Source organism: Roseisolibacter sp. H3M3-2 (assembly GCF_029211165.1).
Lineage (GTDB): Bacteria > Gemmatimonadota > Gemmatimonadetes > Gemmatimonadales > Gemmatimonadaceae > Roseisolibacter.
Genome location: NZ_JARGEK010000012.1, coordinates 1 through 20,073, shown reverse-complemented (window position 1 = coordinate 20,073; position 20,073 = coordinate 1). Strand labels below are relative to the sequence as shown.

At 76.1% G+C, this 20,073-nt stretch carries 17 protein-coding genes and 1 pseudogene; 14 read left to right on the top strand and 4 right to left on the bottom strand.

The annotated features are described in order from the left end of the window. Nucleotides 1-267 precede the first annotated feature (267 nt). Both PYV61_RS02370 and PYV61_RS02365 read left to right on the top strand, forming a co-directional pair. Nucleotides 268-1,599 carry a pitrilysin family protein gene (locus tag PYV61_RS02370; RefSeq protein ID WP_275827919.1) on the top strand — a complete coding sequence of 444 codons (1,332 nt, stop codon included), beginning with the start codon at nt 268-270 and terminating at the stop codon, nt 1,597-1,599. Between the two features lie 3 nt (nt 1,600-1,602). Next, nucleotides 1,603-2,997 carry a pitrilysin family protein gene (locus PYV61_RS02365; RefSeq protein ID WP_275827917.1) on the top strand — a complete coding sequence of 465 codons (1,395 nt, stop codon included), beginning with the start codon at nt 1,603-1,605 and terminating at the stop codon, nt 2,995-2,997. A 187-nt stretch (nt 2,998-3,184) separates the two neighbouring features. On the opposite strand, the gene PYV61_RS02360 is transcribed toward PYV61_RS02365, so the two are convergent. Then, nucleotides 3,185-3,784, bottom strand: coding sequence for a hypothetical protein (locus PYV61_RS02360; protein ID WP_275827915.1), 600 nt, complete (start codon nt 3,782-3,784; stop codon nt 3,185-3,187). A gap of 167 nt (nt 3,785-3,951) precedes the next feature. Here PYV61_RS02360 and PYV61_RS02355 point away from each other — a divergent pair, with 167 nt between their 5' ends. From PYV61_RS02355 to PYV61_RS02335, 5 genes are all read left to right on the top strand, one after another. Further along, a complete protein-coding gene (locus tag PYV61_RS02355; RefSeq protein ID WP_275827913.1) occupies nt 3,952-4,563 on the top strand; it encodes an SET domain-containing protein-lysine N-methyltransferase in 612 nt (203 codons plus the stop codon). Then, nucleotides 4,560-5,126 carry an NUDIX hydrolase gene (locus PYV61_RS02350; protein ID WP_275827911.1) on the top strand — a complete coding sequence of 189 codons (567 nt, stop codon included), beginning with the start codon at nt 4,560-4,562 and terminating at the stop codon, nt 5,124-5,126. Before PYV61_RS02355 ends, PYV61_RS02350 begins: the two co-directional genes overlap by 4 nt. Nucleotides 5,127-5,490: 364 nt before the next feature. Beyond that, nucleotides 5,491-6,132, top strand: a complete 642-nt coding sequence (locus tag PYV61_RS02345) for a sigma-70 family RNA polymerase sigma factor (RefSeq protein ID WP_275827909.1) — start codon at nt 5,491-5,493, stop codon at nt 6,130-6,132. 392 nt (nt 6,133-6,524) lie between these two features. Next, entirely contained in the window at nt 6,525-7,562 is a 1,038-nt protein-coding gene (rsgA, locus tag PYV61_RS02340) for a ribosome small subunit-dependent GTPase A (RefSeq protein WP_275827907.1), read from the top strand. A 287-nt stretch (nt 7,563-7,849) separates the two neighbouring features. Continuing rightward, a complete protein-coding gene (locus tag PYV61_RS02335; protein WP_275827905.1) occupies nt 7,850-8,437 on the top strand; it encodes a hypothetical protein in 588 nt (195 codons plus the stop codon). Nucleotides 8,438-8,488: 51 nt separating this feature from the next. Here the strand turns inward: PYV61_RS02335 and PYV61_RS02330 are convergent, their stop codons facing one another. Then, entirely contained in the window at nt 8,489-10,192 is a 1,704-nt protein-coding gene (locus PYV61_RS02330) for an O-antigen ligase family protein (protein WP_275827903.1), read from the bottom strand. 343 nt (nt 10,193-10,535) lie between these two features. Between PYV61_RS02330 and PYV61_RS02325 the strand changes: the two genes are divergently transcribed. Together PYV61_RS02325 and PYV61_RS02320 are read left to right on the top strand one after the other, a co-directional pair. After that, nucleotides 10,536-11,342 carry a lytic transglycosylase domain-containing protein gene (locus PYV61_RS02325; RefSeq protein ID WP_275827901.1) on the top strand — a complete coding sequence of 269 codons (807 nt, stop codon included), beginning with the start codon at nt 10,536-10,538 and terminating at the stop codon, nt 11,340-11,342. 113 nt (nt 11,343-11,455) lie between these two features. Continuing rightward, nucleotides 11,456-12,217: a creatininase family protein gene (locus tag PYV61_RS02320; protein WP_275827899.1), complete on the top strand. Its 762-nt coding sequence runs from the start codon at nt 11,456-11,458 to the stop codon at nt 12,215-12,217. Nucleotides 12,218-12,445: 228 nt separating this feature from the next. Here the strand turns inward: PYV61_RS02320 and PYV61_RS02315 are convergent, their stop codons facing one another. Beyond that, nucleotides 12,446-12,739, bottom strand: coding sequence for a hypothetical protein (locus tag PYV61_RS02315; RefSeq protein ID WP_275827896.1), 294 nt, complete (start codon nt 12,737-12,739; stop codon nt 12,446-12,448). A 132-nt stretch (nt 12,740-12,871) separates the two neighbouring features. Between PYV61_RS02315 and PYV61_RS02310 the strand changes: the two genes are divergently transcribed. The 5 genes from PYV61_RS02310 (at nt 12,872) to PYV61_RS02290 (ending at nt 19,886) form a co-directional block, all read left to right on the top strand. After that, on the top strand, nt 12,872-13,732 hold the full coding sequence (locus PYV61_RS02310) for a hypothetical protein (RefSeq protein ID WP_275827894.1): 861 nt from the start codon (nt 12,872-12,874) through the stop codon (nt 13,730-13,732). A gap of 46 nt (nt 13,733-13,778) precedes the next feature. Further along, the gene (locus tag PYV61_RS02305; RefSeq protein WP_275827891.1) at nt 13,779-15,452 is read left to right on the top strand and encodes a M20/M25/M40 family metallo-hydrolase; all 1,674 of its coding nucleotides are present in this window, start codon (nt 13,779-13,781) and stop codon (nt 15,450-15,452) included. After that, nucleotides 15,449-16,066, top strand: a complete 618-nt coding sequence (locus tag PYV61_RS02300) for a GNAT family N-acetyltransferase (protein ID WP_275827889.1) — start codon at nt 15,449-15,451, stop codon at nt 16,064-16,066. The genes PYV61_RS02305 and PYV61_RS02300 overlap by 4 nt, the downstream gene beginning before the upstream one ends. Before the next feature lie 8 nt (nt 16,067-16,074). After that, nucleotides 16,075-17,064 (top strand): NAD-dependent epimerase/dehydratase family protein, encoded by a 990-nt coding sequence (locus PYV61_RS02295; RefSeq protein ID WP_275827887.1) that lies wholly within the window; start codon nt 16,075-16,077, stop codon nt 17,062-17,064. Between the two features lie 131 nt (nt 17,065-17,195). Further along, on the top strand, nt 17,196-19,886 hold the full coding sequence (locus PYV61_RS02290) for a PAS domain-containing protein (protein WP_275827885.1): 2,691 nt from the start codon (nt 17,196-17,198) through the stop codon (nt 19,884-19,886). Here PYV61_RS02290 and PYV61_RS02285 read toward each other — a convergent pair. Next, nucleotides 19,817-20,073, bottom strand: a pseudogene (locus tag PYV61_RS02285) (hypothetical protein); the annotation flags it as partial. The gene PYV61_RS02290 and the pseudogene PYV61_RS02285 sit on opposite strands and share 70 nt — an antisense overlap.

Genomic DNA, 20,073 nt, shown 5'->3' with positions numbered 1-20,073 from the left:
CCCGGGAACGGCGAGCTCGGGAACGGCGAGCTCGGGAACGGCGAGCTCGGGAACGGCGAACCCGGGAACGGCGAACTCGGGTGGGGCGAGCTCGGGTGGGGCGAAGCCGGGTGAGGCGAAGCCGGCGTGTCCGACCGCGCGGCGACCGCGCTCACCGGATCGGAGTTCGCAGTATCCGGGTTCGCAGTATCCGGGTTCGCAGTATCCGGATTCGCAGTATCCGGATTCGCAGTACCCGAGCTCGCACTACCCGCCCAGATTTTCCCCATGCGCATCCCAATCGAGTCGTACACGCTCGCCAACGGCCTCCGCGTCGTGCTGTCCGAGGACCGCACCGCGCCCATCGTGGCCGTGAACCTCTGGTACCACGTCGGCTCCGCCAACGAGCGCGCCGGCCGGACCGGGTTCGCCCACCTGTTCGAGCACATGCTCTTCCAGGGCTCCGCCAACGTCGGGGCCAACGAGCACTTCGAGCTCGTCCAGCGCGCCGGCGGGACGCTCAACGGCTCGACCTGGCTCGACCGCACCAACTACTACGAGACCGTGCCGAGCAACCAGCTCGCGCTCGCGCTCTGGCTGGAGGCCGACCGCATGGCGCGCCTCCTCCCCGCGATGACGCAGCAGAAGCTCGACACGCAGCGCGACGTCGTGAAGAACGAGCGCCGCTGGTCGGTGGACAACCAGCCGTACGGCACCTGGTGGGAGAAGCTCCCCGCGCTCTGCTTCCCGCCCGAGCATCCGTTCCACCACTCGCTCATCGGCTCCTTCGAGGACCTCGACGCGGCGTCGCTCGAGGACGTGGCCGGCTTCTTCGCCACGTACTACGTCCCCGACAACGCCGTGCTCACGATCGCCGGCGACTTCGACCCCGCCGAGGCGCGGCGGCTGGTCGACGAGCTGTTCGCGCCGATCCCGCGCGGCGGTGAGCGCCCGCCGCTCCCCGACATGACGCTCCCGCCGACGTTCGGCGGCGCGCGGCGCGAGGTCGTCCCCGACGACGTCATGCTGTCGCGCGTCTTCCTCGCCTTCCGCATCCCGCCCGCCGGCACGCCCGGGCACTACGCCGCCGGCGTCTGCGCGGCGATCCTCGGGATGCGGCACGGCAGCCGCCTGTACCGCGCGCTGGTGCGCGAGCAGCAGGTGGCGAGCGAGGTCGGCGCCTTCACCTACGACCTCGCCAAGGGGAGCGACCTGCTCGTCCTCGACGCCGTCGCGCGCCCCGAGACCGACGTCGCCGCCCTCGAGGCCGCGCTCGTCGCCGAGGTCGACCGGCTCGCCGACGGCGGCGTGACCGACGACGAGGTCGCGCGCGCGCACGCGCTGGTCGAGAGCGGCTTCGTGCTCGCGCTGCAGTCGGCCGGCGACCGCGCCGACCAGCTGTCGCGCTTCGCCACCTACTACGGCGACCCGTCGCTCGTGAACGAGCAGGCCGCGCGCTACGCCGCCGTCACCGCCGCCGACGTCGCCGCGTTCGCGCGCGCGCACCTCGGCGCGGACAACCGGGCGTTCCTGGTCTACGTGCCGAAGGAGAGCGTCGAGCGCCGAGCGTCGAGCGCCGAGCACGACGCCGTGGCGGCGTCCACCGCGGCGGAGGCCTGACCGATGACGAACCCCACCCTCGACGCTCGGCGCTCGGCGCTCGACGCTCCGCCGCGGCCTCCGGCCGCGGCGCCCCGCCCCTACCACTTCCCGCGCTTCGAGCGCCGCACGCTGCCCAACGGGCTGCGCCTCGTCGTCGCCCCCGTGCACAAGCTCCCGCTCGTGAGCGTCGTCGCCGTGCTCGACGCCGGCGCCGTCGCCGACCCGGCGGGGAAGGAGGGACTGGCGCAGCTCGCGGCGCGCGCCCTCACCGAGGGGACCGACGCGCGCGACGCCGTCGCGCTCTCGCTCGCCGTCGAGCGGCTCGGCGCGTCGCTCGACGCGTCCGCCGACTGGGACGCGGCCTTCGTGTCGCTCACCACGCTCGCGCGCCACGTCGACGCGGCGTTCGCGCTGTTCGCCGAGGTGCTGACGCGCCCCGTCTTCCCCGAGCGCGAGATCGAGCGGCTGAAGGCCGAGCGGATCGCGGACCTGATGCACCTCGCCACCGAGCCGCGCGGGCTGGCCGACGAGGCGTTCGCGCGCGCGGTCTACGCGCCCGACTCGCGCTACGCGCACCCCGACGGCGGCAGCCGCGCCACCGTCCCCGGGCTCACGCGCGACGACGTCGCCGCGTTCCACGCCGCGCGCTACCGCCCGTCCGCGACCACGCTCGTCGTCGCCGGCGACCTGTCGGCCGACGACGCGGAGCGGCTGGTGCTGCGCGCCCTCGGCGGCTGGCGCGGCGAGGCGCCGCCGAGGGCCGCGGCGCGCGACGCCGAGGCGTCGGCCGAGCGGCGCACGCACCTCGTGGTCAAGCGCGACGCCCAGCAGAGCGAGCTGCGCGTCGGCCACCTCGGCGTGCCGCGCGCGCACCCCGACTACTTCCCGCTGGTCGTGATGAACGCGATCCTCGGCGGGCTGTTCAACTCGCGCGTGAACCTGAACCTGCGCGAGGTGCACGGCTACACGTACGGCGCGCACTCCGGCTTCGACTGGCGCGTGCAGGCGGGGCCGTTCGTGGTGGCGAGCGCGGTGCAGAGCGAGCACACCGCCGCCGCCGCGCGCGAGGTGCTGCTCGAGGTCGACCGCATCCGCGCCGAGCCGGTGCTCCCCGAGGAGCTGTCGCTGGCGACGAGCTACCTCGACGGCGTCTTCCCGATCCGCTACGAGACGACGTCGGCGATCGCGGGGGCGCTGGCCAACCTGACGCTGTTCGGGCTCCCCGACGACTACTTCGACGCGTACCGCGCCCGCGTGCGCGCGGTGACCGTGGAGGACGTGCAGCGCGTCGCGCGCGCGCACCTGGCGCCGGAGCGGCTGCAGCTGCTCGTCGTCGGCGACCCGGACGCCGTGCGCGCCCCCGTCGAGGCGCTCGGGTTCGGGCCGATCTCGGTCACGGAGCCGGAGCAGGGCTGAGCAGGAACCGGGAGAACGGATCGGACGGATGCAGGGAGGATCCGACGGATCGTCCCGCGAACCCGCAGGCGCCGATCCGCCGGATCCGTCCCGATCCGGAACGATCCGCTCTCCCTGATGACCGGCCCCTGCGCGCGCATGCTCACGTGGGCGGCGCGCCGGGGTCGCGGTGCGGGGGTCGGCGACGTCAGCGCAGCTTCGCCGCCTCGGCGCGCACCAGCTCCGCGACGCGGCGCTCGAGGTTCCCGGTGGTGGTGCAGTTCACGACGTTGCTGCTGCTCACCGACGCCGGGCGGCCGACGGCCTTCACGGTGGTGCTGACCGAGGCGGCGGCGACGTCGGCGCGCCCCTCGACCTGCGAGAGGACGTCGAGGGTGACGGCGTACGAGTCGGCGTGCGGGAGGCCGTTGGCGGCGGTGCCGCAGTCGACGTAGCGGCTCATCCACGCGCCCCGGAGCCGCCCCTGCACGCGCTGCCCGCCGGCGCCGACGCGGCGCTGCTCGGAGTCGAGCGTGGTGAGGGCGAGGCCGAGCGCCTCGTAGGCGAGGGGGAGGGCGCCCCACGCCTGGTCGACGGTCAGGGCGAGGTCCTCGTGCAGCGTGCGCGCGACGCTCGGCTCGAGGCGCACCACCTGGTCGCCGATGGCGACGAACTCGCGGCGCGGGGGCTGCTCGCCGACGACGGCGACCGCGGGCTGCGACGCGCAGGCGGCGAGCGCGCCGGCGAGGGAGAGGGCGGCCGGAACGGCGAGCGCGGCCATCGCGGCGGACGGGCGGCGGCGGGGCATGGGGACCTCCGGAGCGGGACCACGGAACGAGCGGTCGGCGCGCGAACATGCGGAGGCGCGCGCGGGCGCGCAACGCGAGGCGCGCGACGCGTACGGGTGCGCGCATATCTTGTGCGCGTCCGCCGCCCGCCGGTCCGCCCCGTCCGCCCACGCCCGCCCACGACGCCGTGCCCGCACGCACCCGCCAGACGCCCGACTACCCGTTCGAGATCCGCCGCTCCGCGATCCAGGGGCGCGGCGCCTTCGCCACCCGCCGCATCCGCCCGGGGCAGCGCATCATCGAGTACACGGGCGAGCGCATCACGCCGGAGGAGGGCGACCGCCGCTACGAGGAGGACGGGATGGGGCGCCACCACACCTTCCTCTTCACGGTCGACGAGGAGACGTGCGTCGACGGGAAGAAGGGGGGGAACGAGTCGCGCTACATCAACCACTCGTGCGACCCGAACTGCGAGGCGGTGATCGAGGACGGGCGCATCTGGATCTACGCCAAGCGGTCGATCCAGCCGGGGGCCGAGCTGGCGTACGACTACCAGTACGAGCGCACGCCGCAGCACACGAAGGAGGACGAGGAGTTCTACCGCTGCCTGTGCGGCACGGCGAAGTGCCGCGGGACGATCCTGGCGCCGGCGAAGAAGACGAGGGCGCCGAGAAAGGCGAGTCCCAAGAAGGCGAGCGCGAAGAAGACGAACTCGGGTGGGGCGAAGAAGGCCGCGAAGGCGTCCAAGGCCGCGAAGGCGACCAAGGCCACGAAGGCGGCGAAGCGGAGCCGCGCGTGAGCGACGCGTCGGGGGCCGAGCCCGGGCAGGTCGCCACTCGGCGGCTCCACGCTGGGCGGATCATCGCCCTCGACGCCGACACGGTGCGCTTCCCCGACGGGTCGACGGGGGAGATGGACGTCGTGCGGCACCCGGGGGCGAGCGCGGTCCTCCCGTTCCTGAGCGACCCGGCGGGGGAGGACCCGCAGGTGCTGCTGATCCGCCAGTACCGGTACGCGGCGGGCGGCTACCTGTGGGAGATCCCGGCGGGGCGGCTGGACGCGGGGGAGGACCCGGCGGCGTGCGCGGCGCGCGAGCTCCGGGAGGAAACCGGATGCACCGCCGAGCGTGTCGAACGTCTGACGTCGATCCTCACGGCGCCGGGGTTCACCGACGAGGTGATCCACCTCTTCATGGCCGTCGGGCTGACCATGGGGGAGCACGCGCGGGAGGCGGACGAGTTCCTGACGGTGGAGCCGATGCCGCTGTCGCGCGCCCTCGCCATGATCGAGACGGGGGAGATCCGCGACGGCAAGACGATCTGCGCCCTCCTCTACGCGGCGGGGTTCAGGGCCGGACGCTGATTCGAGGGGCGGGCGGGGGTGGGACTTCCCGAGTGACGCACGACACGGCGACCGCCTGTCGTGCGTTCGACTATCCGCGGCTCGCGTCGGCGCGGTAGGGGGAACCCGGGCGCCGAGTGTTAACACCGGAGACGCGGCGCTGTCTCACACGGTGTCATCGAAGGTGGACGATTCGGCCCGTCTTCGGTATATTGCAGGGCCGCGGGGAACGACGGAACTCGTTGGAACTGAACGAGTTCGACCGTTCTAGGCGGGACCGGTGGGTGGGCACGCAAGCTGCCAACCTACCGGGTGGGTCCGACGGCAAACCGGCGACGGGCGACCGGGGCGAGGTCGGGCGGACGCAGCACTCGGGGGAGCACACATGGCTGAGGTCGCACTGAAGTCGCGGAACATGGCGCTCACGGGCGCGGCCGTCAGGGAGCAGCTCCGCACGCTGGACGACGGGGACGTGGTGGCGGCGTTCCTGGGTGGGGAGGAGCGCGCCTTCCAGGAGCTGGTCTCGCGGTACCAGAGCCGGCTGCTGAACTTCATCTACCGCACGATCGGCGACCGGGAGAAGGCGGAGGACCTCGTCCAGGAGGTGTTCATCCGCGTGTACCGGCACATCGGGCGCTTCGACCGGTCGAAGAAGTTCTCGACCTGGATCTACACGATCGCGTCGAACCTGGCGAAGAACGAGCTGCGGAACCGCTCGCGGAACCCGCTCGTGCTGTTCCAGACGATCAAGAAGAACTGGCAGGACGACGACCGGCCGCTGCAGTTCGAGGACCTGAACTCGCGCCCGGACGACCTCTACCGGAAGCGCCACCTGCGCGAGCTGGTCGAGGAGAGCGTCGCCAAGCTGCCGGCGCACCACCGCGAGGTGTTCGTCCTCCGCGAGCTGGAGGGGAAGAGCTACGAGGAGATCGCCGACATCACGGCGACCAACCTCGGGACGGTGAAGTCGCGGCTGAACCGGGCGCGGGCGAGCTTCGCGGAGCTGATCGAGCCGAAGCTGCGCTGACCGATCAACCCGGCGGCGACCACCCGATACGGCGGGAGTCGACACAGCGGGAGTCACGAAAGCGGGAGTCGTAACGGCGCAGGGTGCTCTTACGACTCCCGTTCTTTCGACTCCCGCTGTGTCGACTCCCGCTTTACGTTTGCCGCTCCACCCCTTTCGAGCGCGCCGCTGTCGATGTCCGTCCGCTCCGCCGTCGCCCCGGCCCCGCGCCGGGCGCGCTGACGGCGGGCCGAAGCAGGTAGAGCCCGCCGGCTCCCCCGATCGCGGGGTCGAGCCGTCGCCGTCGCGTGTCCTGGCCCCGGCCGGGAGGTGTTCGACGCGCCCGCCGCATCCCGCGCCGGGCCGCCACCTTCCCGCGCGGCGCTGGGTCGCCGCGCGTCCGGAGACCTCGGATGACGGCGAACGACTGCACGTTCCGCGTCGCGGCGGAGCACCGCGACCGCTACCTCCTGCTCGAACTCGGCGCGCCGACGGCGCCCCTCCGACCGGCGGTGCTCGCCGGCCGACTGCGCCGATCGGCGGACCCCGACGACCGCCCGGTGGTCGGCGACGTGGTGGACATCGAAGCGGAGGGCCCGGACGGCGTCGCCCGGATCACCGCGGTCGGGGCGCGCCGGTCGCTCCTCCGGCGGGGGGCGGCGGACCGGACGTCGCGGGGGCAGCCGCTGGCGGCGAACGTCGACGCGGTGCTGGTGGTCGTGCCGCTCGACCGGGCCCCCAACCCGCGGCGGGTGGAGCGGGAGGTGACGCTGGCGTGGGAGAGCGGGGCGACGCCGGTGGTGGTGCTCACCAAGGCGGACCTGTGTCCGGACGTGGCGGCCGCCGAGTCCGGGGTGCGACTGGCGGCGCCAGGAGTGGAGGTGGTCGCGGTGGCCACGCTGCGCGACGACGTGGCGTCCGTGATGGCCCCGTGGCTCGGGAGTGGCGCGACGGTGGTGCTGCTCGGACCGTCGGGGGCAGGGAAGTCGACGATCGCGAACCGGCTCCTGGGCCTCGATCGGCAGCGCACGGGCGGGCTGCGGGAGGACGGGGCGGGGCGGCACACGACCACCCACCGCGAGCTGCTGGCGCTGCCCGGGGGCGCCTGGCTGATCGACACGCCGGGATTGCGGGCGCTGGCGATGTGGAGTGCGGGCACCGCGGATGACGGCGACGCATTGCGGCACACCTTCGCCGACGTCGCGACGCTGGCGTATGAATGTCGCTTCGCGGACTGCACGCACCGCTCGGAGCCGGGGTGCGCCGTGGCGGCCGCCGTCGCCGCCGGGGCGTTGCCGGCCGACCGGCTCGACAGCTGGCGGACGCTCCGAGCCGAGCTCGCGTGGCAGGGAGCGCGACACGACGCGGCGGCGCGGGCGGAGCGGCGGGCCGGCGAGCGGGCGGGGGCGAGGAGTCTGCGGCGGCGGGTGAGGGAGAAGAGGGGCGGGTGAGGCGAACCCGGGAAGGGCGAACTCGGGTGAAGCGAACTCGGGTGAAGCGAACTCGGGTACGGCGAACTCGGATGCGGCGAGTGGCAGGGCGTCGTACAGCCATCCCTCGTTCCACCCGACTTCGCTTGACCCGAGTTCGCTTCACCCGAGTTCGCTCTTCCGAGTTCGCTCCACCCGATCTCGCTCCACCCGGCCCCTCGGAACGGCTTGCGGCGCCGTGGGTACACCGAGCAGACTCCCCGCCGCTCCGCAACATCCCGGAGCCCTGGCGTCCCGCTGCCCGCATCATGGACTGTAGCGCCTTCCGCCGTCATCATCTCGCGTACCTCGACGACACCCTGCCGGGCGACCTGCTGGTGTCGGTCGAACGCCACCGTCAGGAGTGCCAGACGTGTGCGGCGCTCGACATCGGTGTCCGGCGTGCGCTGCTGTGCGCGCGCAACCTCCCGGAGGTGACGCCGTCGGCCGACTTCGCGGCCCGCCTGCAGGCGCGGCTCCGCGAGGTGGACGAGGGGCGGTGCGAGGTGCCGGTGGACTGGGTGCCGAGCTGGCGGGACCGGTCGCGGTTCACGCCGCGGGTGCCGTCGCGGCGGGCGCTGGCGATCGCGGCGAGCCTGCTGGCGATGGCGTCGGCCGGGTCGGCGGCGTGGCCGGAGGGGGGGCAGGAGCCGGTGCTGCTCCCGCCGGTGGTGGCGACGCTTCCCGAGGGGGAGCCGGCGGCGGGGGCGCGACTGGAGCGCATGCCGGCGAGCGAGCTGGTCGGCGCGGCGACCGCCGGGATCCCGGTGTGGCCGGCGGCGCTGCTGGCCGGCGAGTCGCCGGTGCAGTTCATGAGCACGGCCGGCGGGTTCGAGCTGGTCAGCTACCAGCGCTGAGCCGTCGCGAGGAACGAGGGGCCCCGTCGACGACGGGGCCCTTTCGCGTGCTCACCCCCGGCGCCGGGGGCGGCAGGCGGCGAGCAGCCGCTTCGGCGCCGGCGCCGAGGGCAGCAGCTCCGCGGCCCGGGTGGCGTACCGGCGGACGTCGGCGCACCGCCCGCGGGCCCGCGCCAGCTCGGCGGCCCGGAGCTGGATGCGGTAGCTCCCCCGGTCGAGCTCGGCGGCCCGCGCGATCGCGACCGCTCGGCCGGTGCTGAAGAGCGCCATGGCCCCCGCCTGACCCGCGGAGCGGAGGGCGCCGAGCAGGGCGGCCGCGGCCAGGGCGGCCCAGGCGAGTCGGCGGGCGAGGCGGGGCCAGCGGATGGGGCGCGGCGCGCGGTCGACGGCGCCGCTCTCGACGGCGAGGGCGCCGAGTGCGGCCCAGGTGAGGAAGGCGGGGGCGGGGAGGAGGAGAACCGCGTCGAAGGCCCCGACGACCAGGGCGGCCGCGAGGGTGGCGCCGAGTACTCCGCCGGTGAGGGCGCCGTCGGCGTCGCGGCCCCGCCAGACCGCGCCGTGGGCCCACCATGCTAGGCCTAGCATGGTGGCGCCCAGGGCGAGGAAGGCCGGGAGCCCGCGCTCGGAGAGGATCGCGACCCAGTCGGAGCTGGGCCACGGGTTGGCGGTGGTGCCGTCGCCGGTGAGGGACGGGTCGCCGGCGGGGGCGTATCGCGGGTAGTCGGCCGCCCAGTTCCCCGGGCCGACGCCCAGCAAAGGGTGGTCGAGCGCCATGCGGGCCGAGTTCGCGTACTGCTTGAGCCGGCCGCGCCCGCTGCCGCCGCGGTAGTCGACGACCCCCTTCACCGAGTCGAGGTAGGGGGAGTCGCTCTTCCACTCGAGGGTGTTGGGGAGGCGCAGGGCGGCGAGGGCGCCGCCGCCGAGGGCGACCAGGAGGAGCAGGACGCGCCCGAGCTTGGGGCGGGTGCCGGGGAGGGCGAGGGCGCGGGCGACGCCCAGGGCGAGCGGGACCGAGGCGGCGGCGGCGGCGAGCCAGGCGCCGCGGGAGCGGGAGAGGACGAGCACCGTCGCCAGCGCGGCCGCGCCGACGCAGGCGAGGAGGGCGTGGCGCCGGCGGCGGGCGCGGAGGGCGAGGCCGGCGAGGATCGGGGTGCCGATGGCCGCGAGGTGGGCGACGAAGTTCCGGTTGCCGAAGGTCCCGCCCGGGGCGCGGTTGAGGCTGAAGTAGGCGCTCTCGACGCCGTAGGCCTGGAGGAGCGACGTGGCGGCGCCGACCACGAGCGCGACGCCGACGGCCGCGAGGACCGTGCGGCCGAGTCCGGCGCGCGCGAGGGCGCGGGCGCCCCAGAAGAGGGCGGCGCTGGACAGCGAGATCGCGAGGGCGCGGGCGCCGAGCCAGCCGTTGCCGGCGAGGGCGGCGGCGAGGGCGCTGCAGGCGAGGAAGAGCGCGAGCGCGGCGTCGACCAGGGTCAGGCCGCCGGCGACGGGCCGCTCGAACGCGGTCCCCGCGAAGGCGTCGTGCCTGCCGAGCGGGTCCGTGGAGCCGTCGGGGCGGCGGGGGGCGCGGAGGGCGGCGACGGCGACCAGGGCGGCGGTCGCGTGCAGCACGAGCTCCTTGGGGACGAAGAAGCGGTCGAGCTCGAACAGCTTGTAGCGCAGCGCGGCGAGCGCGACGCACGTCGCGCCGACCTGGAGCGCGCGCACGGCCAGGCGGTGTGCCGGGTGCGCGGCGGCGAGCGGGGGGAGGAGGGGCACGGCGGGAGATGCGGCGGGAGCGCGGGCGGCGAGCCCGGCCGGACCAACTTAATCCCGCGGGTCGTACCATGGGCGTACGGTGCTGGATGAACGCACACACACGAGGGCGCCCACGGTCGCGCCCGGTCCAGACGCGCGCGTGTCGAAGTTTGGACGGCTTCTGACTGCGCGGTCAGAAGTGGCGGGCTCACGCGGCCGATTTCGCGACGTGCGTCACCCGGGCGGGGATAAGTTCCGAAGCGTGACGATCGCGATGTGGTGCGCGGTCGCCGGCGCGCACGCCCCTCTCTCGCGGGGCGCGGCGCGCGACCACGTCCCCCCACCGCGCAGGAGCACGTACCGCATGGCGAAGTCGAGGTCTCTGGTCGGGCAGCTCGCGCTGGCGGGCGCGTCGGTGGCGGCGATCCTGGTGTCGTCGCAGCTGGTGCAGCCGGTCTACGTGGGGCGCACGACGGTGGGACAGCGGCTGGCCGAGCAGGCGTGGGCGCCGCCGTCGTGGATGCCGATGACGCTGCGCGACTCGGCGGCCTCGCGGGCGCCGTGGACGGTGGCGGACGGCGAGGCGGCGATGCAGACCGCGCGCTTCGAGCACGACCGGCGCGCGTTCGCGGCGGACCTGATGCGCACGGGGCGGATCGGCGCGGCGCGCGCGGACTCGATCGCGACGTTCGCGGTGCGCGAGGCGTACCGCAAGAAGGTGCCGCCGGCGCTGGTGTTCGGCGTGATGCTGGCGGAGAACACGACGTTCAAGTCGGCCGCGCGCTCGAACGTCGGCGCGGTGGGGCTGATGCAGATCTACCCGAAGGTGTGGGTGCCGACGCTGGGCAAGCTGTTCGGCCGCGACCTGCGCGACGACGAGACGAACCTGCGCTACGGCGTGCACATCCTGAGTCACTACGTGTACCGCGCGGGGATGCGCGACGCGGACCCGGGGGACGCGGTGCGCACGGGGCTCCTGCGCTACAACGGGTGCGTGCGCGGGACGAACACGAAGGGGTGCCACCGCTACCCCGACAAGGTGATGGCGAACGTGGAGCGGTACGCGGTGTCGCAGTGCGGCGCGACCGACTTCGCGACGTGCGTGGGGCAGCCGCTGCGGATGACGCTCGCGATGCACACGACGCCGGCGCGGCCGCGCGCGGGGGACTGAGCCGACGGAGCCGCCGTGCGGCGCTGCGGGCCGCGGGCTGCGGGTTCTCGAATTCGCGGCCCGCAGCGCGCTCCGGTGTGTCGCCCCGGCGCCGCGCCGTTAGGTTGTCGCCCATGAGCCGCCCCTACATCCTCGCCGAGTCGACGTGGCGCGCGGTCGCCGCGACGTCGTACGAGGTCGCCGTCCTGCCGTGGGGCGCGACCGAGCCGCACAACTACCACCTGCCGTACGGCACGGACACGATCCAGTGCGACGCGGTGGCCGCCGAGGCGGCGCGGCGCGCGTGGGAGGCGGGGGCGCGCGTGACGGTGCTGCCGACGGTGCCGTTCGGCGTGCAGACGACGCAGCTCGACCTGCGCCTCGCGCTGAACGTGATGCCGTCGACGCAGCTCGCGATCCTGGCCGACCTGGTGTCGGCGCTCGAGGGGCACGGGGTGCGCAAGCTGGTCGTGCTGAACGGGCACGGCGGCAACGACTTCAAGGCGATGCTGCGCGAGCTGCTGCCGCGCACGACGCTCTTCCTGTGCGCGGTGAACTGGTGGCAGGTCGTCGACGCGCGGCCGTACTTCGAGGTGCCCGGGGACCACGCGGGGGAGCTGGAGACGAGCGTGGTGCAGCACGTGGCCCCGACGCTCGTGCGCCCGGTGGCCGAGGCGGGGTCGGGCGCCGAGCGGCAGCCGCGGATCGCGGCGCTGCGCGAGCGATGGGCGTGGTCGCCGCGGCCCTGGTCGAAGATCTCGGCGGACACCGGGGTGGGCGACCCGCGGGCGGCGACGGCGGAGAAGGGGGCGCGGTTCCTCGACGCGGTGTCGGGGCGGCTGGCGGAGTTCCTGGTGGAGCTGGCGGCGGCGGACCCGGCACGGATCTACGAGTAGCCGCACCACTGCCACGGCGTAGAGCGGGGTACGGCGCAGTGCAGGACGGGGCGAAGAGCTGGGTGAAGCGAACCAAGGGGTGAGTCGGAAAACGGGGTACCGCGGACCTACGAGCTCATTGCCGGTAGGTCCGCGGTACCCCGCTCTTCGCCCCATCTCCTTCGTCGTATCCCGCCCTGCGCCCCACCCTGCCCTGCGCCGTACCCCGCACTACGCCGTGCGAGAGCCCTATCGAATCACCGCCTCGATCCCGATGACCTCCGCCCCCCGGAGGTGCCGCACCACCGAGATGCTCCCGCCGTCCGCGTAGACCCGGATCGATACCTCGCTCTCGACCCCGGCCGGCGTGGGGCGGGCGGCGAGCTGGGGGAGGGCCGGGGCGGCCGGCGGCTGGCGGTGGTCGCGGGCGGCCAGCTCCGCGGTGCGCCGGGCGACGGCGCGCGCCACCGCCGCTCCCGCGTCGCTGTACGCGCGGGCGCCGACGGCGGCGGGGCGGAGGGGGCGGTCGGAAACGGGGCGCACGGGTGGGGAGTTGTGCGGGGGCGGGCCGTCCGGCGGTCCTGGTCGAGTATCGGCCGGGCCCGCCGCACAGTGTAGGCGCCGGCGGTCCGTGCCGGAATAGTGCGGCGGCGCCACACCCGAGCCCCTCCTGCCATGCGGGCCGCCGTCCGAGCGTTCGACCGGCTGGAGGGGTGGTGGGAGGCCCCGGCGACGCAGCGCGGGGCGGGGAAGGCGCTGGTCGCGACCTTCGTCGCGGCGCTCGTGGCGATCGAGCTGGGGCGGCGGGGGTGGGTGCCGGCCGGCGCGGCGGCGCGGCTGCCGCGGTCGCACTTCGGGGCCGTCGTGGCGGCGTTCACCGCGCTCCTGCTCCTCGAGCTGGTGGCGCTGGTGTTCGCGATCGCGCGCTCGGTGGCCGACTCGGTGGGGAAGCAGTTCGAGCTGCTGTCGCTGATCCTCGTCCGGAAGGCGTTCCTCGAGATCTCGGGGTTCGACGAGCCGGTGACGTGGGCGAGCGCCGCGCCCGCGGTGCCGCACGTGCTGGCCGACCTCGTGGGGGCGCTGGCGGTGTTCGTGCTCGTCGCGCTCTACGACCGCGCGCAGCGGCACCGCGCGATCGCCGTCGGCGACGACCAGGCGGCGTTCGTCGCCGGCAAGAAGCTGGTCGCGCTGGCGCTGCTGGCCGCCCTGCTGGCGGGGCTGGGCGACGCGGCGTGGACGCTGGCCGTCGACGGCGCGCCGACGCGCTTCCTCGAGGTGTTCTTCACGGTGCTGATCTTCGGCGACATCCTGCTCGTGCTGCTGTCGCTCACGTACAGCGCCGACTACGCGGTCGTGTTCCGCAACTCGGGGTTCGCGGCGGCGACGGTGATGATCCGCCTCGCGCTCACCGCGCCGCCCTACGTCAACGCGCTGCTCGGCGCCGGCGCGGCGGCGTTCGCGCTGGCGCTGTCGGTGGCGTACGAGCGGCTGACCCCGGGCCCGCGGACGGCGGAGCACCGGGCGCGGCGGCGCTGAGCGCGTCGGCGCTGACCGCCGCGCCCGCGCGCGCTATCCTTCGCCCATGCCGCTCCCCCGTCCCCGCCCGACGCTCGGCGTCCTCGGCGCGCTCGGCGCGCTGCTCGCGTCCGCCGCCGGCGCGCAGGCGCACCCGATCTCCCCCGCGACCACCCGGTCGGCCGTCCCCGCGGCGGCGGTCGCGCGGGCGGCGGGGCGCACCGACCCGGCGGTGCTGGCGCGCATCCGCGAGGAGGGGCTGGAGCGGTCGCGGGTGATGGCCACGGCGACGACGCTGGCCGACGTGTTCGGGCCGCGGCTCGCGGGCTCGGACGGCTACCGCGCGGCCGCCGAGTGGACGCGGGCGACGCTGGCCGGCTACGGGCTCCGCGACGCGCGGCTGGAGCCGTGGGGGACGCGCGGCGGCGCGGCGTGGACGGTCGAGCGCCACTCGCTGGAGCTGGAGGCGCCGTACTACGCGCGCCTCGTCGCCTACCCGTACGCGTGGAGCCCCGGCGTGGAGGGGGGCGTCGTGCGCGGGACGCCGCTGCTGCTCCCGGCGCTGCGCGGCGAGGAGGACGTGGCGAAGGTCGCCGGGCAGGTGCGCGGGCGGATCGTGATGGTCGGCGCGGTGCCGCCCGACCCGGAGCGCTTCGCGCCGCTGGCGCGCCGCTGGACCGATGCGCAGCTCGACTCGCTGGCGCGCGTGACGGACCCGGGCTCGCCCAAGGACTACTGGGACGACGCGGGCGGCTACGCGGAGAACGTGCGGCGGCGGCTGCGCGTGCAGCTCGCGCTCAAGGAGGCGGGCGCGCTGGCGATGCTGACGCCGAGCCGCAGCGCCGCGTCCACGCAGGTGGCGGGGTACCAGGCGTACGACACCGACGTGCGCGGCGCGGTGCCGGCGCTGTCGGTGGCGCGCGACGACTACGCGCGCCTCGTCACGCTCGTGCAGCGCGCCGAGTCGGCGGGGCGGCCGGCGCCGACGGTCGCGCTCGAGCTGCGCACGCGCAGCGAGCCGCCGCGCACGCGCGCCGACTCGCAGGGGGTGAACGTGGTCGCCGAGCTGCCGGGGAGCGACCCGGCGCTGCGCGCGGAGGTCGTGATGGTCGGCGGCCACTTCGACTCGTGGACCGCGGGGACGGGGGCGACCGACAACGCCGCCGGCGCGGCGGTGGCGATGGAGGCGCTGCGCATCCTCCAGACGGTGGGCGCGCGGCCGCGGCGCACGATCCGCCTCGCGCTGTGGGACGGCGAGGAGCACGAGGACTACCACGGCTCGCTCGGCTGGGTGAAGGCGCACCTCGGCGACCCGGAGACGATGCGGCTCGGCGCCGAGCACGGGCGCGTGAGCGCGTACTTCAACTTCGACAACGGGACGGGGCGGATCCGCGGGCTGTGGATGCAGGGGAACGCGGCGGCGCGCGACGTGCTGCGCCCGCTGCTGGCGCCGTTCGCGGACCTCGGCGCGACGACGCTCACGCTGGCGAACACGGGGAGCACGGACCACATGCCGTTCGTCGGCGTGGGCGTCCCCGCGTTCACCTTCCTGCAGGACCCGATCGACTACGAGACGCGCACGCACCACACGGCGGCGGACGTGGGCGCGAACCTGCTGGAGGACGACCTGAAGCAGGCGGCGGTGGTGACGGCGGCGATGCTGCTGCAGGTGGCGGACCTGGACCAGCGGGTGCCGCGCGCGCCGCTGCCGCGCCCGCGCGAGGCGAAGGTGAGCAAGTGAGCGACGACACGACTCCGCGGAGCGCTCGGCGCCCGGCGCCCGGCGCTCGCGCCGCCGCCGGGACGACGCGAGCGCCGGGCGCCGAGCGCCGAGGGGACGCCGGCGCGCAGGCGATCGTCATCGGTCCCGCCCGCGACGACGACGCCCCCGCGATCTCCGCGCTCAACAACCTGTACGCCGCCGACGGGCTCACGCTGCCGCGCACGCCGGCGTTCGTGGCGGCGCGCATCGACGGGTACCGCGTGGCGCGCGACGCCGAGGGGCGCGTGGTCGGGTGCGTGGCGGTGGACGAGTACGCGCCGTCGCTCGCCGAGCTGGTGTCGCTGGCCGTCGCGCCCGAGGCGCAGGGGAAGGGGCTGGGGCGGCGGCTGATCGCGGAGGCGGAGCGCGTGGCGCGGCAGCGCGGGTACGCGGAGCTGATCGCGGTCTCGCTGGCCGACACGCTGTTCCTGTCGGCGGGGTTCGCGCAGTCGAGCATCGCGCACTACCCGGAGAAGCAGGCGCGCTACGCCGCGATCTCGCGCTCCGAGCTGTCGATCGGGAAGAAGTTCCTCTTCGTGATGCCGCTGCGCGGGCCGGCGAGGCGCGAGCGGCGGCGCGGGCGTCGCCGGTAGCGCGCCCCGTGCTGGCGCTGGTCACCGGGGCGTCGGGCTTCGTCGGCTCGCACCTGGTCGAGGCGCTGCTGGCCGCCGGGTGGCGGGTGCGCCGCCTCGCGCGGCCCGCCTCCCCGCCCGCGGCCGCCGCGGGGCGCGCGTTCACGGTGGTGCCGCTCGACGACGCGGCGGCGATCGCGCGGTCGGGGGCGCTGGCGGACGTGGACGTCGTCTTCCACGTGGCGGGGGTGACGCGCGCGCACACGGCGGCGCGCTTCGCGGCGGGGAACGTCGCGCCGACGCGCGCGCTGCTCGACGCGATCGCCGAGACGCGCGGGGGGCGGCCGCCGCGCGGCGTGCTGGTGTCGTCGCAGGCCGCCGCCGGGCCGGCCGACGGGCTGGGGCGCCCGCGCACCGAGGACGACGCGCCGGCGCCGGCGGGGAGCTACGGGGCGAGCAAGCGGGCCGCCGAGGCGGCGGTGGCGACGCACCCGGCGGGGGCGGCGTGGGCGACGGTGCGCCCGAGCGCGGTGTTCGGGGCGCGCGACCGCGACTTCCTCCCGGTCTTCCGGCACGCCGGGCGCGGGCTCGCCGCCTACCCCGGGACGCGCGGCGCCGCGCTGTCGCTGGTGCACGCCCCCGACCTGGCGCGGGCGCTGGTGCTGGCGGGGACGGCGGCCGGGTCGGCGGGGCGGAGCTACTTCGTGGCCGGGTGGGAGGAGGTGCCGTGGCCGGCGCTGTACGAGGCGGCGGCGCGGGCGGCGGGGCGCCGCATCCGGCTGTCCGTGGACCTCCCGGGGTGGGCGCTGGCCGCGGCGGGGGCGGCCGGCGACCTGTGGTCGGCGGCGGCGGGGCGCGACACGCTGGTCGGACGCGAGAAGCTGGCGCTCGGGCGCCCGCGCCGGTGGACCTGCTCGGCGGCCCGGGCGCGGCGGGAGCTGGGGTGGGCGCCGGCGGCCGGGCTGGGGGAGGCTGTCGCGGCGACGCGGGACTGGTATCGTACCGCCGGCTGGCTCTGACGCGCACCGTCGGTCGCAGGGCGGCGCGGGGCCGCATCCCGGGGGCGCATCCCGGGGCCCCGGCTTGCGGCGAGCCGGTCCGTGCGATCACTTGGCGGTCCCTCCCGTCCCACCCCGCGGCCCCCCTCCGCGTGTCCGACGCCGTCCCGCTGGAACCCGTCCGCCCGGCGCCCGCGCTCCCGCCGGACGTGGTGGCGCGCATGTTCGAGGGGGTCTCGGACGCCGTGGTGTGCGTCGACCGGGAGTGGCGCTTCACGTACCTGAACGCGCGGGCCGGGGTGATCGTCGGCCGCGAGCCGCGGACGCTGCTCGGGCGCGTGGTGTGGGACGAGTTCCCCGAGCTGGTGGGGACGCCGCTGCACGCGGCGGCGCAGCGCGCGCTGCTGGGGGGCGAGCCGGCGCGGGTGGAGTCGCGGCTGCCGGGGTGGGGGCAGCGGTTCGACAACCGGCTGGAGCCGTTCGGGAACGGGCTGGTGGTCATCGCCACGGCGCGGCGCGACGCCGACGCCGCCGACGCCGGGCTGGTGGAGCGGTCGCGCTACCTGCGGGCGATCCTCGACACGGCGCCCGAGTGCGTGAGCGTGATCGGGCGCGACCGGGCGGTGATCGACATGAACGCGGCCGGGCTGGCGATGGTCGGCGCGGAGTCGCTGGCGGCGCTGCGCGGGCGCGACGCGGCGCGCATGATCGCGCCGGCGGACCGGGAGGCGTTCGCGCGGCTGCACGACGCGGTGCTGGCCGGCGGGAGCGGGCGGCTCGAGTACGTGGTGGAGGCGCTGGACGGGCGGCGGCCGCGCGTGGAGAGCGACGCGGCGCCGCTGCACGACGCGGCGGGGCGGATCGTGGGCGCGCTGCACGTGTCGCGCGACGTCACCGCGCGGCGCGAGGCGGAGGAGCGGCTGCGCCGCTCGGAGGCGTTCAACCGCCTGCTGCTGGAGGCGAGCCCCGACTGCATCAAGGTGCTGGGGCTCGACGGGCGGCTGGAGCGCATCAACCCGACGGGGCTCGTGCTGCTGGAGGCCGACGACGCGGCGGCGCTGCACGGGCACGACTGGGAGACGGTGTGGGAGGGGGAGGCGCGCGGGCTGGCGCTGGCGGCGATGGAGGCCGCGCGCGCGGGCGGGTCGGCGCGCTTCCAGGCGGCGGCGCCGACGGTGAAGGGGACGCCGAAGCACTGGGACGTGTCGGTGACGCCGGTGCGCGACGAGGCGGGGGCGATCGTGCGGCTGCTCGCGGTGTCGCGCGAGATCACCGAGGCGAAGCACGCCGAGGCGCGGCTGCGCGAGAGCGAGACGCGCTTCCGCACGCTCGCCGAGGCGGCGCCGCTCGGCGTCTTCATGAACGACCCGGCCGGGCGCACGGTGTACCTGAACCAGCGCGCGGCGGAGATCCTCGGCCACCCGATGGAGGCGCTGCTCGGCGCCGGGTGGGCGCGCGTGGTGCACCCCGACGACCTGGCGCGGGCGGGGGAGATGCGGCGCGCGTTCCGCGAGGGGGACGCGGAGCTCGGCGCCGCCGAGTGGCGGACGGTGCGCGCCGACGGCGCGGTGCGGCAGGTGACGGCGCACGCGGTGCGGCTGCGCGGCCCCGACGGCGCGACGACCGGGTACGTCGGGATGCTGGCCGACGTCACCGACCAGCGGGCGCTGGAGGCGCAGCTGCGGCAGGCGCAGAAGATGGACGCCGTGGGGCAGCTGGCCGGCGGGATCGCGCACGACTTCAACAACCTGCTGACGGTGATCGTCGGCCACCTCGACTTCGCGCGCGAGGACGTGGGCGCGCTGGCGCCGGCCGACCACGCGCTGCACGACGACCTGGCGGAGATCGCGCGGGCGGCCGACCGCGCGCGCGCGCTGGTGCGGCAGCTGCTCGCGTTCAGCCGCCGGCAGGTGGTGGCGCCGCGGGCGGTGGACCTCGGCGAGGTGGTGCGCGGCGCCGAGCAGCTGCTGCGGCGCGTGCTCGGCGACGAGATCGTGCTCGGCGCGGCGCCGGGCCCGGCGCCGGCGGTGGTGCGCGCCGACGCGGTGCAGCTGGAGCAGGTGCTGGTGAACCTCGCGCTCAACGCGCGCGACGCGATGCTGACGCCGGCGCACGGCCACCCCGGGACGGGGGGGACGCTGACGATCGAGACCGAGCTGGTGGCGCTCGACGCGGCGGCGGCCGCGGGGTGGGGGCTCGCGCCGGGGGAGTACGCGCGCCTCGGGGTGCGCGACTCGGGGCACGGGATGGACGAGGCGACGCGCGCGCACCTGTTCGAGCCGTTCTTCACGACCAAGCCCGTGGGGGCGGGGACGGGGCTCGGGCTGGCGACGGTGTACGGGATCGTGCAGCAGGCCGGGGGCGCGATCCGCGTCGACAGCGCGCCGGGGGCGGGGACGACGGTGACGATCCTGCTGCCGCGCGTGGCCGGGGCGCCGGACGCGCGCACGGTGGCGCCGGGGGCGCGCCCGGCGGCGGGGCGCGGCACGGTGCTCGTGGTGGAGGACGAGTCGCCGGTGCGCGCGACGACGCGGCGCGTGCTGGAGCGCCACGGCTACGCGGTGCTGGAGGCGCGGCACGGCGCCGACGCGCTGCTGCTGTGGGCGCGGCACCGCGACGCGGTGGACGCGGTGGTGACCGACCTGCGCATGCCCGAGATGGGCGGGCGCGCGCTGGTGGCGCGGCTGCGCGCCGACCGCCCCGACCTGCCGGTGGTCTACGTGTCGGGGTACAGCGACGAGGCGACGACGGCCGCCGCGCTGCCGTGCGAGCGCTACGTCGAGAAGCCGTTCGCGGGCGAGGCGCTGCTGGCGGCGGTCGCCGAGGCGCTGGCGGCGCGCTGACGCGTCGCGACGCGCGCCGCGAGCGCGCCGCCGGCGAGGCCGAGCGCGGCGCCGGCGACGACGTCGACGCCGTAGTGGAAGCCGCCGTACACCGCGCCCGCGCCGAGCCGCGCGTCGAGGAGGGCGGCGGCGGCGACCTGGCGCGGCGCGGCGTGCGCCACCGCGACGGTCTGGGCGACGGCGACGG

Excerpts from the sequence above, each read along its gene's own strand:
- PYV61_RS02310 (WP_275827894.1), top strand. The coding sequence starts at position 12,872 with ATGCGGGCCGCCGTCCGAGCGTTCGACCGGCTGGAGGGGTGGTGGGAG.
- PYV61_RS02305 (WP_275827891.1), top strand. The coding sequence starts at position 13,779 with ATGCCGCTCCCCCGTCCCCGCCCGACGCTCGGCGTCCTCGGCGCGCTC.
- PYV61_RS02365 (WP_275827917.1), top strand. The coding sequence starts at position 1,603 with ATGACGAACCCCACCCTCGACGCTCGGCGCTCGGCGCTCGACGCTCCG.
- PYV61_RS02370 (WP_275827919.1), top strand. The coding sequence starts at position 268 with ATGCGCATCCCAATCGAGTCGTACACGCTCGCCAACGGCCTCCGCGTC.
- PYV61_RS02325 (WP_275827901.1), top strand. The coding sequence starts at position 10,536 with ATGGCGAAGTCGAGGTCTCTGGTCGGGCAGCTCGCGCTGGCGGGCGCG.
- rsgA (WP_275827907.1), top strand. The coding sequence starts at position 6,525 with ATGACGGCGAACGACTGCACGTTCCGCGTCGCGGCGGAGCACCGCGAC.
- PYV61_RS02335 (WP_275827905.1), top strand. The coding sequence starts at position 7,850 with ATGGACTGTAGCGCCTTCCGCCGTCATCATCTCGCGTACCTCGACGAC.
- PYV61_RS02345 (WP_275827909.1), top strand. The coding sequence starts at position 5,491 with ATGGCTGAGGTCGCACTGAAGTCGCGGAACATGGCGCTCACGGGCGCG.
- PYV61_RS02360 (WP_275827915.1), bottom strand. The coding sequence starts at position 3,784 with ATGCCCCGCCGCCGCCCGTCCGCCGCGATGGCCGCGCTCGCCGTTCCG.
- PYV61_RS02320 (WP_275827899.1), top strand. The coding sequence starts at position 11,456 with ATGAGCCGCCCCTACATCCTCGCCGAGTCGACGTGGCGCGCGGTCGCC.